The sequence below is a fragment of the Streptomyces zinciresistens K42 genome (assembly GCF_000225525.1).
GTDB lineage: Bacteria > Actinomycetota > Actinomycetes > Streptomycetales > Streptomycetaceae > Streptomyces > Streptomyces zinciresistens.
The window spans coordinates 1-15,042 of record NZ_AGBF01000168.1; the positions used below are offsets into that span (position 1 = coordinate 1).

General features: G+C 67.0%; 13 protein-coding genes. 3 read left to right on the forward strand and 10 right to left on the reverse strand.

Annotated features, from left to right (window positions below):
* Positions 1–26 precede the first annotated feature (26 nt).
* From SZN_RS41035 to eccB, 10 genes are all read right to left on the reverse strand, one after another.
* Complete coding sequence (locus SZN_RS41035; RefSeq protein ID WP_139063591.1) at positions 27–347, reverse strand: hypothetical protein; 321 nt, start codon at positions 345–347, stop codon at positions 27–29.
* Between the two features lie 1,064 nt (positions 348–1,411).
* A complete protein-coding gene (locus tag SZN_RS39165) occupies positions 1,412–2,536 on the reverse strand; it encodes a WXG100 family type VII secretion target (protein ID WP_078508998.1) in 1,125 nt (374 codons plus the stop codon).
* On the reverse strand, positions 2,533–2,868 hold the full coding sequence (locus SZN_RS39170; RefSeq protein WP_244313434.1) for a hypothetical protein: 336 nt from the start codon (positions 2,866–2,868) through the stop codon (positions 2,533–2,535). The genes SZN_RS39165 and SZN_RS39170 overlap by 4 nt, the downstream gene beginning before the upstream one ends.
* Positions 2,869–3,178: 310 nt before the next feature.
* Complete coding sequence (locus SZN_RS39175) at positions 3,179–4,399, reverse strand: S8 family serine peptidase (protein ID WP_279627040.1); 1,221 nt, start codon at positions 4,397–4,399, stop codon at positions 3,179–3,181.
* Positions 4,400–4,603: 204 nt separating this feature from the next.
* Positions 4,604–6,130: a WXG100 family type VII secretion target gene (locus tag SZN_RS41040; protein WP_139063593.1), complete on the reverse strand. Its 1,527-nt coding sequence runs from the start codon at positions 6,128–6,130 to the stop codon at positions 4,604–4,606.
* Between the two features lie 41 nt (positions 6,131–6,171).
* Positions 6,172–6,507, reverse strand: a complete 336-nt coding sequence (locus SZN_RS29210; RefSeq protein ID WP_007502086.1) for a hypothetical protein — start codon at positions 6,505–6,507, stop codon at positions 6,172–6,174.
* Positions 6,508–6,730: 223 nt separating this feature from the next.
* Entirely contained in the window at positions 6,731–8,047 is a 1,317-nt protein-coding gene (mycP, locus tag SZN_RS29215) for a type VII secretion-associated serine protease mycosin (RefSeq protein WP_106432729.1), read from the reverse strand.
* 232 nt (positions 8,048–8,279) lie between these two features.
* Positions 8,280–8,570: a WXG100 family type VII secretion target gene (locus tag SZN_RS29220; protein WP_007502090.1), complete on the reverse strand. Its 291-nt coding sequence runs from the start codon at positions 8,568–8,570 to the stop codon at positions 8,280–8,282.
* Positions 8,571–8,702: 132 nt separating this feature from the next.
* On the reverse strand, positions 8,703–9,014 hold the full coding sequence (locus tag SZN_RS29225; protein ID WP_007502092.1) for a WXG100 family type VII secretion target: 312 nt from the start codon (positions 9,012–9,014) through the stop codon (positions 8,703–8,705).
* Positions 9,015–9,625: 611 nt separating this feature from the next.
* Positions 9,626–11,194 carry a type VII secretion protein EccB gene (eccB, locus tag SZN_RS29230; protein WP_007502093.1) on the reverse strand — a complete coding sequence of 523 codons (1,569 nt, stop codon included), beginning with the start codon at positions 11,192–11,194 and terminating at the stop codon, positions 9,626–9,628.
* Between the two features lie 706 nt (positions 11,195–11,900).
* Here eccB and eccE point away from each other — a divergent pair.
* From eccE to SZN_RS41635, 3 genes are all read left to right on the forward strand, one after another.
* Positions 11,901–13,220: a type VII secretion protein EccE gene (gene eccE / locus SZN_RS29235; RefSeq protein WP_043733793.1), complete on the forward strand. Its 1,320-nt coding sequence runs from the start codon at positions 11,901–11,903 to the stop codon at positions 13,218–13,220.
* Positions 13,220–14,062, forward strand: a complete 843-nt coding sequence (locus tag SZN_RS29240; RefSeq protein WP_007502095.1) for a hypothetical protein — start codon at positions 13,220–13,222, stop codon at positions 14,060–14,062. Before eccE ends, SZN_RS29240 begins: the two co-directional genes overlap by 1 nt.
* Before the next feature lie 302 nt (positions 14,063–14,364).
* On the forward strand, positions 14,365–15,042 hold a 678-nt coding region (locus SZN_RS41635; protein ID WP_043733796.1), incomplete at its 3' end, for an SCO5717 family growth-regulating ATPase.

Genomic DNA, 15,042 nt, shown 5'->3' on the forward strand with positions numbered 1-15,042 from the left:
CCAGAGTTGCACCGTACAGCGGATTCTTAGGCAGGCTGAGATTGCCCATCAGCAGGATTACCTGAAGCACCGACAAGGCCAAGAATCCCGACAGCGCCCGCTGCCCAACGCCACCCGTCGCCCACATCGAATGTGAGGAATGCCGCGCAACCAATCACGAGCACAAAAAGACCGAAGGCCATAGGCTGCAACTGAAGCAGCCATTTGGCACGCGGATCCCATAGGTGCAGCGAACGATCAGCGAAGGCCGGGGGGGCCATCTCGTCAGCGGCAACTCCGGATTCTCTGAATGTCTGCATTTTTCCGGCATTCAATGTCCCGTGAACCACCCAGCCGGTGTCGAACACCAGCGCTCCTGGGGTCCGTCGCGGAGACAAGCGGCCTGCACGCGCTCCGCGGCGCGCGTCCCAGCACACCCAGAGATCCCGCCCCAGGGCATCAAGCTGCGTAAGGTTCGCGGTCTCGACGTAGAAATGGATCCATCCGGACTCGGTTCGGACCTCAAGGTACTGGCCCTTGGCCGCCTCTCCCTCACCGCCAGTGCCAGCATGGTGATATCGCCCAATTCTCGAGAACTGGCCCCTGATCGCTCGATCGCCACCTCCCATGCGACTGAAGGAACGAAACCCGTGCCTTCTAGAAACACCTTCTACAACAACGGCGCATCCGAATAGCCACGCTGCAATGAAGGACCACCTCATGTAGGTCGGCATCGTCTCACCACGAAGTTCAGAGCCGAGGCTGCGCTGGTCACCGGCAACGGCGCCCAGAGACGGCTGAGTTGGAGCGTAGAGGACGCTCACCGGTCCACCCGGGCGAATGGGATCGTTGGTCTTGGTCCTGACGATCACCCGATGGCTTCTCCCCCCGCTCCGGTCCGGCAGCAGCACCACCACTCTGGCCGTGTATGAACTGCTCGCCCTAGAGGAGATGCGACGCAGATCACTGACTTCGCCAGCAGGAAGCACCGCGAAATCAGCGCCGGCGGATAGTAGACGCTGTACCGATTCTGAACGCTGCGGTGTGCCAGTCGCCAAAGCTGCCATACCCACGATAGCTGTGCACATGCCCACGCCCCAGAAAAAGGCACGCTGTTGTTGATGTCGCCTCGATGGCAAGCGAAGGGGAATTGCAGGCGGGGCGCTCTGCTCTGCTGAAATATACGATGCAGCCTCTTCGCCACGGATTGGTTGCTCAATTGCGGCACGAAGTCGACAGATCGACAACAGCATCGCGCTGGCCAACGCGCATCCGAGCGCGACGAAGATCAACTGCTGGCGTAGGGGCGGATCTGCGTTGAACAACCAGAGCAACGGAACGGCCAGGACCGCTGAGAGGCTCAAGGCAGCACACCACGTCGCGACCATCCAGACTGGAGCAGTACTCGAAGCGGGTGCATAGTTTTTCCACATCAGCCGAAATCCTCGCGGATCCTGTCCGTACTGCTGCTGTCTGTTTGTTTGATCCCCTGACTGGCTTGCTTCTGCGCCTGCTGAGCACTCTTCTCAGCGTCAGAGACTTCGTCCTTTGCAGAATTCGCAGCGACACCACCTGCAACTGGGACGGTAGACGCGAAGGAGGTGTCAATCGCTGCCTGCTGATGTTCAGCGCGGTTCCCGCCGAATGCGTAGTCACTCTCGTTCTTGATGCTTCGCGCTGTGTCGTCAAGTCCTCGGTCCACAGCACGGACTGATCCGCCCGCTCCGCCCGCGGCGGCACCCGAAACACCGGTCACCAGAGACTGCTTCAGGTTGAATTCCTGACCGGTACGCACGGATTCAAGGGCATCGCCGGTCATACCACCCGCTGCACCGGAAGCGGCCCCGCTGGCAATCTCTTTCCCTCCCAACCCGGTCACGGCCTTACCAGCAGCGGTACCAGCCGTGGCACCGGCGAAACCACCGAGCAAGTTGGTCTCAAGCTCCCATCCCTTGCCGCTGAGCTTGCTGGTGATCATGCCGCCAGTTGCCCCACCGGCCCAGTTGCCCAAGCCTTCTGCGAGGAGGCGCCCCGCATTTCCTTTTCCGTAGAGGGCTCTGTATTTGCCTCCGAGGAACCTCAGAATCCTGCCCAACCGACTTGCTGCGTCCAAAGCCCGGGTTACGAGCATGGTGACTCGAGCTGTGCCGACAGCTGCCGATACGCCAAGAGTCAAGAAGGACATCCCCACGGACACAAGGGCAGATACCCCAATCTCCTTGTATATGTCCTGAATTTCATTATTGACTTCATCGATGTTCTTGGCAGCTTCATCCAGACCCTGTGCGGCCTCATCGAATTCCTCAGTCAGATTGAGTACTGCGGTAGCGAACTCGCTCCACCGCCTCTCGAACGCGTCAGCAGATTCGCCACGCCAGCCATAACCTACGGTTTTCTGGACCTCCTTGTCGAGGAATTTTACAGCCTCCTCGATATCAGACTTCATCTTTCGCCAGGCTTTCGCCGCATCTCTCAGTTCATCCGGTCTGCCGCCCGGCTGAATCACCTCAATTCCGAGCTCGATAATTTCCTCAGCAACCGACTCATCGCCACTCATTGAGCATCACCGGACTTACCGAAGAGAACCGAGACATCGTCATCAGTTACCTCGGTATCACGGTTTACTTTTCTCAAAGCATCGGCGACCCTATCCAAGTGTTCATGAACCACCTTCATGGCAGCAGTAGCGTCATCTGCGTATCCGACGTACGCCGAGGTCACCTCCGCCGACTCCGTGAGCACTCCGAAGCCGTCAGTGATAACTTCTTCGCCGGTCCTCTGTGCGAATTTCTTGAGATAATCCCTTAAGTCGTATGCTTGCAATTCAAATTGACGGGCCAAGCGCCTGACTGAATCGGAGTCATAAAAAGACTCTTCACTTTCCAACATCAATCCCTTTGGTCAGCTGCAAAATGCCTAAGATTTACCCAGGGTGAAGACGATAAGTCACTTTCTCGAACAGGGCGACTGCTGGTTCTACGAATTCAAATTGGTCAGCGGTGGATGAGACTCCTGCATCGGATTCGGCTCAACCTAGGCAAACGAAGTCAGCCCGCTTTGTGTCTACCCCCACGCAAAAGGGGTACGCAACGTGAATTTCTCTTTGAATCTTCTGAAGCACTAAGAAGACGTATCGGCTACTTCGGGGCAGATGCGCCTTCAAGCGTTCCGAGCATCGAAGAACGCTGCAGCAATTCTTCTACTGTCCTTGTTGAGGCGGCCACTGGGCTTGAGGGTCGTGCGCGTCCGGCGAAGGCTGTCCGGGAGGGGCATGGTATCCCCCATAAGTTGCACCGGAGGGCTGCCGATAGCTGGCCGATGGCTCCGAGGGAAGAACTGCGCCGGTGTGGGGCATGCCGCCTTCGGAACCAGAGCCGCCGCCGTTACGGCGCTTGCGCAGAAGCGCGAAGAGGATACCGACTGCGATCACTGCGGCTGCGATGCCGACTACGAGAAGAATTCCACCGGAAGAAGACCCCTTCCCTTTAATTGCCTGACTTGAATTCCTTTCGTCTCCCGAGGCAGCACCAGAATTAGTTGAAGTGGACCCTGCCGGCTGAGCAAGTGGGCCTTGCTTAGGCCCCTTGGGGATGTCCATCGTCAGAGCGGTACCGGGGCGAGCGATTCCGTACCCTAGTTCTTTATCCGGCACTGTCCTTCCCGTATTATTGAGGAAAGAGGCGGACTTAATCAGTCGATTGATGATTTGCCCTGCCGTGAGGTCCGGATACTTGGAACGAAGGAGAGCCACAATGGCTGAAACATAAGCGGTTGAACCAGAAGTACCGTCTGCCACAGCGTATCCACTGGAAGTTGTTGGATCTACCTGAGCCACATCGACTCCGGGTGCCGCCACAATCACGCCTCCCGTATTCGACTTCGACCAGGGGGTGAGATTCTTGTCTACGGCTGCGACAGCCACTACCCCGGGGAGAGCGGCCGGGTAGTTCACCGTTCCCGCATCATTTCCTGCGGCCGCGACCACCACTACATCGCGTGACTGAGCATACTCAATCGCTCGGGCCGCTTTTGAGCCAGGGTAAGACGAAGAGTCATCGAGCGATAGGTTGATCACCGAGGCGCCTTGATCGGCTGCATATCGAACTCCGGCAGCCCAGCTAGCTGTATCGCCACCATCTCTGCTGATGTCGACCTTAATGGGTAGGATTTTCGCCTTAGGCGCTAGGCCAATCACACCGGATTCACCATTTGGTCCGCTGCCGCGCCCTGCAATCAGGCTAGCCATAGAAGTCCCGTGGCCTACACTATCCTTCTGCGGATTTCCGGAACCCGTAAAATCTCTACCCGGAAGCACTTGACCCGTGAGATCTGGTTGGCTGGAATCCACGCCTGTATCGACGATGGCAACTGTGACCCCAGCCCCTTTAGACGTTCTCCAAACTTTCTCAGCATCGTACACTGACAGCGGCCATTGAGAGTCTCTAACTTCATCAGCTGACGCTAGCGGCTGCGATGTGAGGAGCAAGGCTCCTGTCAATGCCGTGACTCCTGCCGCGGACCAGACTCGCTCGGCATTCAATTTCCCTGCTCCTCACTCAACTTAGGCTGACTGAAATAGCTTCAAGATGGACCAAAGCAAAAACTATTTGACCCGCTTGTATGGCTATTCGATGGTGCGCGGCACATTGCGATTGCGGTCGTCTTCCGAAATCCAGGTCTCTTCGTCCTCTACGAGGTAGTCAGGGCGATCCCCATGGCTATTCTCATCCTCCGGCCTACGCCCGTTACGGCCGCCCAATCCGCCGCCTCCACCTGCCATCGCGCCACGCTGTGTTCCGCCTCGACTTCCGTGCAGGCCGGCCCCACCACCAGTCCCCTTACCTGCCACACCCTTAGCCGCACCAATCACTCCACCTCGTGACTTGGCGATCGCGCCGCGACCGCCCGCGCTAGTACCGCCCCGACCCGCTGCACCAGCTCCTGCACCTCCCACACCACCCATACCAGCTCGTCCGCCGTTGTTCCGGCCCGCTTCAGCACCGTTCGCTGTTCCGTTGCGGCCAATTGGGGTTCCAAGGCCGCCACGCGCAACTGCACCACCCACGAGGCCCGATGCTCCTCCAGAAGTCACTATGCCCGGCCCCTGAACACCGCCTGTGGTAGCGCCACCACCTAGACCGCCGCCACCACCAGCCACTGGCCCATTACCTGATAGGCCAGGCGAGAGGCTGTCAATCTTCGTTTTTGCGGTAGGCAGCTGCGATCCGCCCGTGATACCCGGACTCCGGCTCACGCTGGGCACCGTTCCAACGCTGCTGGTTGATCCGGCACTCCACGACGTAGGCGCGCCGCCGCGCATCCCTGGACTTGAGCCACCCCCAGTTGGCATGGAGATAGGAGTTGGCATCGGCGTTTGAGGGTTCGGAGGCTGGAAGGGATCCGTCGGGCTTTCGTCTCGAATTCCTGCTTTCGAGTAAGCCTTGTAATTGACAGCCAGCTGCTCCATGATCGCCACACCTTGAAGCTGTGCCTCCTTGCCTGCGGACAGGGAGTCGGCGTTTGCCTGTCGAGCGGCGTCGGTGCTTACGCCCTTGTTGATGTCTTCGAGCAGCTGCTCATCGTTGCGCTCGTCGTCCCACAATTTATCCCAGGCCTTGTCCCAAAATCCTGGCTCCTCGACTTCACGCATCTTCGAAATCGAGTTCCGCAGGTCGTTCTGAACGCCCGCCATGGACTCACCGTAGTAGTTGGCCCACGCAGCACCGTTCCGCACATTCTGAAGAATCTCGTTGGCCTTCTTGCGGAATGCTTCGGCCGCGTCGCCTTCCCAGTATTCGAGCACATTCTCGACAGCGCTCTGCATCATGCCTGCAACGCTGTCCTTCGCCGAGACCGAGTCGACACCTCCGCTCTTGCCGTCACCATCTCCGCCAGAGAGGATGTTGTGAATCGACTTCCAGTGCTGGCTTACCTCGTAGATCCGGTTGGGATCCGCGTCAAGGATCATGGAGCGCAGCTCAGGAATGCTCATCTTCATGAAGGGTGTGTCGAGCTTGCTCCGGTCCGGACCGCCCATGCCGCCATTCGGCAGCGAGTTGAGCTTCTCATCGTGCTTGTTCTGGATCCGCTGCTCGCGTGCCCTCTGCTGAGCCTCGTAGTACTGAGGATTCTGGTAGTAGCCGTAACCCATGGTCGAACTTCCCCTCTGTCAGAGACCAGTAGCTGAACCGATTAGTTGGCTGCGCCCTTGGGAGCAGCGCTCACGCCTTGGGCATTCGCCTGCTCCTGGTTGCAGTACTTGTCCCTGACCTTCGAGGTGCTCTTGCCGAACTCATCGATCAGTTTGTGCAGATCCCGGATCATGTTCTCAATCCTGGTCTTCTGCTTCTGGTGCGCTCCATGAAGTTCGTTCGACTCCATGAACTTCGCACTACCGAATGCAGTACTCGGGATGTCCGTCTCGTACTTGGCCTTTGTGTTGGCCTTGTCCATGTCCGAGAGAAGGCCGTTGAGCTTGCGGATGACGTCATCCAGCTGGCTCAGGTCGACCCGCATTCCGTTGCTCATACCCCGTTGTCCTCTCCCCTGTTGTCCAAGTCCTCGCCGGCGTCGGACGCCGGGTGCCGGCCGACGCGGTGCAAGTCCCCGGCACCGCGTCGGGCCGAGTTGCTCACACCCTCGCGGGCAGGCTCCCTCGCACCCCCGCGGGCCAGCTCGCTCGTGCCCCTGCGGGCCGAAGTGGCCGGGTCCTTGCGGTCCGGGTTCGCCGTGTCGTGCCGCGATGGTTGGGTCATCTCTGTGTTCTGCCCGGTGCTGTGGTGCGGCGGTTGCGCCAGTCCCTCACCGCGACGCCGCTGCCCGCGATGACCAGGGTGAGGGCCAGGCCCGTGCCCAGGACGTAGGTGGCGATCCGGCGTTCGCGTTCCGCCTCGCTCTCACCCATCGTCACAGCCATGGGCACGATGCCGCCAGACCCTGCCGTCGCCGGAGGGTCCGGCCGCGGGGACGTGCCCGGCGTCGAGGTGTCCGACAGGGCGGCCAGGGGGTCGACGACGCCCCAGCCGATGTAGCGGTTGGGGCCGCGGCCGGGACGCTGGGCCGTCTCCTCGATGCGCGTGGCGATCTGGGACGCCTTCCAGTCCGGGTACTTCTGCTTCAGCAGTGCCGCCACGCCCGCGACGTACGGCGCCGCGAAGCTCGTACCGTCGGCGGTGCACTGGCCGCCGCTCGGGACGGTGGAGACCATGCCCACGCCGGGCGCCGCCACGTCCACGAAGTCGCCGGTCTGCGAGAAGAAGGCGCGCTCGTCGTTGCGGTCGGAGGCGGCCACCGCCAGGACGCCGTCGTAGGAGGCGGGGTACGTTTTCGCGGACTTGGCGTTCGCCCCGTCGTTGCCGGCCGCCGCCACGATCAGCGCGCCCTTGGCCACGGCGAAGGCGACGGCGGCGCGCAGTTCGCCGTTGTCCTCCTTGTCCGCGGTGTCCGAGGAGATGTTGATGACGTCGGCACCGGCGCCGACGGCGGCCCTGATCGCCTGGGACATCGTGCGGGAGTTGCCCTGCTTGTCCTGGCCGCCCGTGTAGCGGTACGACGTGATCTCGGCGCCCGGTGCGATGCCCACGAAGCCCGTGCCCTTGAGCGGCCGGGCGGCGATGATGCCCGCCACGCGGGTGCCGTGGCCCTCCAGGTCCTGGGTGGCCGCGCCGCCCACGTACGACTTTCCGCCCGCCGCCACCGCGGGGGCCAGCTGTGCGTTCTTCCTGTCGACGCCGGTGTCGATGACCGCGACCTTGACGCCCTTGCCCGTGGCCTGGGCCCACAACTGGTCGAGCAGGAGCCGTTGGAGCGACCAGGGCGTGGACTTGATGACGTCGCCGCCGAAGACGCACTCCGTACTCGCGGACAGGCCGAAGTCCCCGCTTCCGGAGGCGCCGGCGCTTCCGGAGCTGTCGGCTCCCGGGGCCGCCGTCGCCACGGCCGTCAGCGGCGCCGCGGTCAGGCAGGCTCCGGTCAGCGCGAGTACGCCGAGGGCCCGCCGCAGTGCGCGGGTCCCACGGTCGCGGTCGCGTGAACGGGCCGTACGGCCTTCCACGTTCAGGCCCCTCATGGCCAGGCCCCCAGGGCTTCCGTGCTTCCTTCGAAGCGGGGTCGGACAGGTGTGCCGGGTACGGCGATGATGACGGCGGAGCGGCGCGAGTCGCGCGATGACGGCTCGTCAGGAGTCTTACGGTGGACGGGGGATGCCGCGGGCGACCCCGGGGCAGAGGTCGGCCCAGCGGACGCCTGGGCGTCGGCTGGGCCGGTTCTCCTCATGTCAGGTCCCTCGGGTCGCCGACGGGTCAGCCCCAGGTCTGGGCGTTGCTCTTCTCCGTGGCCTGGTAGCTCTCGGCGGCGCTCTGGAGCGCCGTGGAGATCTTCAGCAGGGTGGCGTGCAGGTCCGCGGCGGTCTTGTCCCACTCGCGCTGCTTGCGCTGGTAACCCTCCTGCGCCTCACCCTCCCAGGTGTTGGCGACGCGCTTGACGGCGGCTTCGAGGTCGTCGAGCTGCTGCTTGATGCGGCCGGCCGTCGACTTCACGTCGGTGGAGGCGTTGGTGATCGTTGCGTAATTGACGAGGATCGACATCGTCATTCCCTTTCAGGAAAGAGATCAGGAAGATCAGGAAGGTGCGGCGGACGTTCGGTGAGAAGGAGAACCTTTCGGGATGTCCCCGCCGCGTGCGGCTGTTTCGGATTCATCCCGGCGCCATGAGGCCCGGCTCGCTCAGCCGAAGTCCGACATGATCTTGCTGATCTCGGCGTTCTGCTGCTCCTCGGACGCGGAGTAGTTGCTCCGCGTGGAGTCCACGGCTTCCTTGATGTCGTTGAGGATGTCGCTCATCCTCTTCGCATCCGCGTTCCAGCGCTCCTGCAACTGGCGGTACGACTGGGCCGCCTGGCCCTTCCAGCCGCCGGCGATCTGGTCGATCACTCCGTTGAGACGACGGATCTCGCCCTGGAGCTGACCGTTTGCCGTGGTGATGTCGCCGGAGAGCTTGGTGAGTTCGTCCTCTGTTACCCGGAACTGGCCCGCCATGATGAACCTTCCCCCATGTCGTCGTTGATCCGGGCCACCGTGCGGGTTCCCGGACGCGCTTCGCGCGCTTGAGCGCTGCAAACACTCTATCGTCAGCCTGTCACTCATCCACAGGCAAGACCAATCAGTTACACGCCTCACACACTTGGACGACGTCCCCGTGGCCGGTGCGGCGTCTTACTGTCAAGTGCCCTTTCAGGGATGCCGGTTGAGCGCGAGGTCACTTTTTCGGAAAGGCGGGGCGATCGGCCGGTTTTCGGGGCGTTCACAACGCGTCCGCCCCACTCTCCGCCCGACTCGCCACCCCCCTCTCCGCCTCGCACGGGGCCCTCCCACCCGGCTCCCACCCGGCCGCCGAGCCGCACCACCGGCGCACCGCCACTCGCGCGCCCCCACCCCCACGCCGCCGCCCCACCGCCGCCCCACCGCACCGCCCGGCCGGCTTCCCGATCGCGTACGCGGACCCGACGTACGCCCATCCCGCGCACGCGCACCCCACACGCGCCCCTCGCACACGCACGCCCCTGACGTACGCGCACCTCACCCACGCACGCCCCGCCGCCCCGCCCACCCACGCCCTGCCACGCCCCGCCCCGCCCCGCCCGCGCACGTCACTGACTCTGCGGCTGCGCCGCGCTCGCGGTGTCCAACGTCGGCCCCTTCGGGATGAACGTCGCCCATGTCTGCGGCACGATCGCCGGGTTGGACAGGTTCTCGTAGCCCAGACGGGTGCGCGCCTTGTCGGTCTCGCTGGGGCCCTGCGAGGAGGCGTCGCCCGGTGTCGCGACACCGTTCGCGCCCTGCGCCTCGCTGTCGTTGCCCGCGGGCAGCGAGTACCGCAGGCCGGTGTCGGTGAGGAGGTACGTCCCACCACCGCCGCCCGCCGCGCCGGTGACCTCCTTGAAGAGCAGGCCGGAGCCGGAGGAGACGTACGCGCCGAGCGAGTCGGCGATGACCTTCTTCGGGTAGTCGGTGCCGGCCCAGGCCGCGAGCTGCGGCCTCCGGTCGGCGCCGAACGCGCCCTTGTAGACGCTGCACGAGGTCGTCCTGGCCTGACCGCTCGCCGAGGCCGCGCCGTTGGCCTGCCGCGGCACCGCCTCGGGCCAGCCCCGGTCCGCGTAGAAGCGGTCCGCGCGGCCGCCGTTGGCCTCGATGACGGCCCGGGTGTCGATCTGGCGGGCGCCGTTGTCGTCGCGCGCGACGAGCAGGTTGGCGACGAGCGGCGAGACGGCGGCGACCTTGTCCTTGAGGACGACGTAGAACTGCTCGCCCCGGGCGTCGCGCGCCCGCAGCACCTGACCGACCGTGCCCGCGTCGCCCGGCAGCCCCCGCACCGAGGTGGGCCCGCCGGCGCCGGGGACCGTCGGGAAGGTGATCTCCCCGCCGTCGTTGAGGGTGCTCAGCCACTCCTGGCTGACCGGCTGCGGGTCGGCCGAGGCGCTGGTGCCGATGACCGCGGAGCGCAGCTGCTCCATGGACGTGTCGTCGAGGCCCGCGCGGCCGCCGAGCAGGAAGCGGCTGCCGCGGCCGTCGACCAGGTACTCGCGGCCGGTCCTGGTGTCCTTGACGTACAGGGCCTCGCGCGGGTCGACCTTGCCGGCGCCCTCGACCGACTTGGCGTCCGCGCCGTCGAGCACGAAGACGGCCCGGTCGATGGAGCCCTCCGAGCCCGGCGCAGGGCGCTCGCACACGGCCCACGTCTTCTTCAGCTCGGCGTCCGCCGGGGAGGGGAGGCGGTCGGGGGCGTAGGGGATGCCGATGGTCGCGCCGTGCCGGAGGCCGCTCTTGTCGATCTCCTTGCCGGGGACCTCCAGGACGGTGCCCTTGCCCTTGTCGAGCAGCAGTTTGGCGGAGGCGTAGTTGAGGACGGGGTGGAGGACCTTCTCCTCCTTGCCGTCCTTCGGGTCCGGGTCGAGGACCACGTAGCGCGTGGTGGAGTCGCTGTCGACGATGATGTACTGCCCCGGCGTGTCCCAGCCCTTGGGCGCGGTGGGCTTGATGACACCCCAGGCGATGAAGCCGATGACCAGCACCACGCCCACGCCGAGACTGGGCATGACGGTACGGATGGGACGCGGAGCGCCCTCCTCCGAACCGCCCGGCGACGGCGCGAGGAACGCCGCGACGGTGCGCTTGCGAGCGAACGTGTAGGCGGCGAGCTCGTCCCGACGCTTTGCCATGGTCCCCGTATCTCCCGTTTGTGTACTTCTGGTGCATCGATCGCGCGCGACGAGCCGGTTCACCGCACCCGTTGCGCACAGGCCGGTCCGCCGCCGACGACGGGCCGGGCACCGCGCGGGCCGTTCCCGCGCACCCCGTCCCTCGCGGGCCGTTCCCGCACCCCCGGTGTCGCGAAGGCCGGTTCGCGGGCCGTTCCCGCGCACCCGGTCCCGCGAAGGCCGGTTCGCGGGGCCAGCCCCAAGACACCGGCCGTGCAAGGCCGTTCCCCGAGGGGCCGGTGCCGAGAGCCGGTGCCGGGTGTCCGCTCCCGAGGGGCCGGTCGCGTGCGGCCGTCCCGGCGGCGCAGGCACCTACTATGCACTGCGCGCCCCGGGGGCGGCTCCCCAGGTGCACGGCCGACCCCGCATCTTCACAGGGCTTCTCCACCGCGCTCCACCGCACGGCCCCGGTCCGTGGCAGGCTGGCCACCCGGGGTGCGGGCGCCTCCCGGGCACGTCCCCGGGCGCCTCCCGCGTCGTGCGGCGCGTCGTCCGTCTGTCGTCCGGCGCGTCGTCCGTGTGTCGCCCGCTGTTCCGCAGCGGGTACCGTGAGCCACCCGCAGGGAGGACGCGGTCCGTCGACGCCCCCGGCCCGTGGCCGGGATTCCGGGGAGCGGATCCCGCCCGACCGACGGCCGCCTACTTCGCGAAAGGGATGTCCCGGGGGATGAGCAGCGCTACGAGCACTCGGCGCGGACGCCGCGCACAGCAGCGACCGGGAGGCCCGGACGGCAGACCCGAGCCCACCGCCCCCGCCGCCCCCACCGCCGCCTCGCCCCGTACGCTGCCCCGCCCCGGCGGCCTCGGCCCCGTACGGCTCCAGCAGTTGATCCTCGTGGAGCTCGCCGCGGCCGTGCTGCTCGCCGGCTGGGCCGCGGACGCCTCCTGGCTGCTGGCCGCCGCCGGGGCGGTCGCCGCGGTGCTGCTCCTCCTCGCGGTCCTGCGCCGCGGCCGCCGGCCCCTCCCCGAGTGGTACGAGACGACACGCGCCCTGCGCGCCCGGCGCCGGGACGCCAGGCTGCCGGTGCCGCCCGGTACGGACGCGATGCTGGCGCCCGTCGTCGAGTGCGACCCCGCCCTGCGGACGTACTCCTTCGTCTCCCGCGACGACCGCCCGATCGGCATGATCGGCGACGGGACGTTCCTCACGGCTGTCCTCTTCGTGCAGCCGGGGGACCGGCCGCTGCGACCCGGCGCCGGGGAGCGGCAGTTGCCGCTGCGGCTGATCCACGAGTCCCTGGAGGTCGACGGTATCCGGCTGGCGTCCGCACAGATCGTGCAGCACACGCAGCCCGCGCCCGCGCCGCACCTGCCCTCGCAGTCGCTGGCCGCGCGGTCGTACGGCCCTCTCCAGGCGCGGTCCGGTTCGCCCGCGCTGCGGCTCACCTGGATCGCCCTCAAACTCGACCCGGAGCTGTGCCCGGAAGCGGTCGAGGCCCGCGGCGGCGGGGTGCCCGGCGCGCAGCGCTCCCTGCTGCGGGTGGCGGACCAGCTGGCGAGCCGGCTGGCCGGAGCCGGGTTCAAGGCGACCATCCTCGACGAGACCGAGCTGGTGCAGGCGCTGGCGACCTCCAGCTGCCTGAACCCGCGCGCCAACCAACAGCACGGCCAGGACGGCCGCGCCCAGCGCCGTACGGTCGAGGCGGTGCGCAGCTGGCGGGTGGACGACCGGTGGCACACCACGTACTGGGTTTCCCGCTGGCCGCAGTTGGGCAGCGGCGCGGTGGAACTGCCCGAGCTGGTCACGCGGTTGACCTCGCTGCCGGTGCTCGCGACGACGTTCAGCATGACCGTGGGCAGGGCGGGCAACCGCGGTGTCGCCCTCACCGGGCACATCCGGGTCACCGCCCGGGGCGAGGACGAACTCGGTGAGGTGGGAAGGGAGTTGGAACGGTCCGCGAGCACGGCGAAGGTGGGCCTGGTCCGTCTCGACCGGGAGCAGGTCCCCGGTGCCCTCGCCACCCTGCCGCTCGGAGGTACCTCCTGATGTCCCAGCCCGTACCGACGATGCCCCCGGGGCAGCAGGGCCACGCCCCCGCCCGGACGCCGTCCCACGTGGCCTCGCCCACCGACACCGGCATGATCCCGATCGTGGGCCGGCCGGAGCCCGCGCAGCAGCGACGGCGCGTCTTCAGCCCGGGGTTCGGGCTGCGCGGACCGCGCCGCAACCGCCATGTCCTCACCGTCGAGGAACTCGACGCCGTCAGCATGCCGATCGGTGACGACGGCGTACTGATCGGCACCGACCCGCAGTCGCGGCCCGCCGTGCTGGGGCTGGCCCGGCCCACCCCCTTCGACGTGGTGCTCGTGGGCGGTCTGTGGCTCGCTCAGGTGCTCGCGCTGCGCGCCGCGGCGACGGGTGCGCGGGTGGGGGTCGAGACCGGACGCCCGCAGGTCTGGCAGCAGTTGGCGCAGGAGGCGGGCGGCGGCCAGCAGTGTGTGACGGTCTATCCGGTGGGCCGGGTGCCCGCGCAGGGGCCGTCGGTGTCCAGTCCGGTCGTGCTGATCCGCGACTGCGGCATCCGTCCGCCGCGCGGCCGGGTGACGTCGGTGCCGTGGCAGTCCGTGGTGACCGTGCTGCCGTTCGTCAGCGAGCACGCGCCGCGCTGGCTGGCGCAGGCGCACCTGGTGGGCATCCAGCGCATCTCGCCGTACGAGACCGAGGCGGTGCGGGACACCCTGGGCATCCCGGAGGAGCAGCTCCAGCAGTTGCCGACCCTGCACGACGGTGTCGCCCTGTGGTGCACCCGCAAGCACCAGAAGTTCGTCATGACCGACCCCACCGACGCGGAGACCGGCCTGCTGGGTGTGGCCCGCCGGATGGACTGAGCCGCCACCGCCGCCGCCACGGGCGCGAACGGGGGCCCCGCTGAAGGGGGTTGCCGTCCGCGCCCGGCTTCTTGCCCCGGCCGGGTGCCGCGCGAGGCGCCCTCCCGGGACCTGGGGACCCTTCCGTCCGGGCAGCCGGGGCTATACCGTCCGCGCCCATGGGGACTTTTCCGTCCCGCCATGCGAGTGATTAGGCTTCTGGTGGTGCGGTGACGATCGCAGCCGGGTGGGGACCCGCCACTCGGTCCGCCCGGCCGCGACGACGACCAGCTCAGCAGCAGTGGCTGACCAGGAGGCAAGCAGTGAACAGGGATCGGTCCGAGTACCACGGCGGGAGCCCTTCCTCGGACGGGGACGATCACGAGGTGGATCTGACGGGCGAGTTCGAGATCGTCTACACACCTCCCGCCTGGTACGCCCAGAGCACGCAGGGTGGCTCGCCCCCGGGCGGTCAGCAGGACTCCGACCGGAGTTCGCCGTCACCGCCGAGCGGGCCACCCGCCGGATCACCGACGGGCCCGCCCGGCACCGCGGCGGCACCGGGTCCCGCACCGCACACCCCCGGCACCGTCCGGCCGCCCGCACCGCACACACCGCCGCAGCAGCAGCCCGCATCCACCGCCCCGGGGCAGGACCCGCCCGCACCGCCCCCGCAGGGCCCCGCCTCGGGTGGCTACGGCTTCCCGCAGCGGCAGTCCGCCCCCGGACAGGCCCCCGCGGCCGGCGGTCACGGCTTCCCGCGGCAGCCGCTCCAGGACACCTCCGGCGGATTCGGCACGCCCCCCGCGGCTCAGGACACCTCCGGCGGCTACGGCGCACCCGAGCCCGGCGGTGACACCCCCGGCGGCTACGGCGCACCCCGCCCCGCCGACGACGCCCCCGGCGGACTCGGCGCACCCCCCTCCCTCCCCCACGCCTCCGACGGCTACGGCCATCCGCGGCAGGCGCCCCCGGGCATGCCCCCGGCCGGGGCGGGCACC

Bases quoted from the DNA above. Each gene is read 5' to 3' on its own strand.
- SZN_RS39165 (WP_078508998.1), bottom strand. From the start codon at position 2,536: ATGAGTGGCGATGAGTCGGTTGCTGAGGAAATTATCGAGCTCGGAATT.
- SZN_RS39170 (WP_244313434.1), bottom strand. From the start codon at position 2,868: ATGTTGGAAAGTGAAGAGTCTTTTTATGACTCCGATTCAGTCAGGCGC.
- SZN_RS41040 (WP_139063593.1), bottom strand. From the start codon at position 6,130: ATGGGTTACGGCTACTACCAGAATCCTCAGTACTACGAGGCTCAGCAG.
- SZN_RS29210 (WP_007502086.1), bottom strand. From the start codon at position 6,507: ATGAGCAACGGAATGCGGGTCGACCTGAGCCAGCTGGATGACGTCATC.
- mycP (WP_106432729.1), bottom strand. From the start codon at position 8,047: ATGAGGGGCCTGAACGTGGAAGGCCGTACGGCCCGTTCACGCGACCGC.
- SZN_RS29220 (WP_007502090.1), bottom strand. From the start codon at position 8,570: ATGACGATGTCGATCCTCGTCAATTACGCAACGATCACCAACGCCTCC.
- SZN_RS29225 (WP_007502092.1), bottom strand. From the start codon at position 9,014: ATGGCGGGCCAGTTCCGGGTAACAGAGGACGAACTCACCAAGCTCTCC.
- eccB (WP_007502093.1), bottom strand. From the start codon at position 11,194: ATGGCAAAGCGTCGGGACGAGCTCGCCGCCTACACGTTCGCTCGCAAG.
- eccE (WP_043733793.1), top strand. From the start codon at position 11,901: ATGAGCAGCGCTACGAGCACTCGGCGCGGACGCCGCGCACAGCAGCGA.
- SZN_RS29240 (WP_007502095.1), top strand. From the start codon at position 13,220: ATGTCCCAGCCCGTACCGACGATGCCCCCGGGGCAGCAGGGCCACGCC.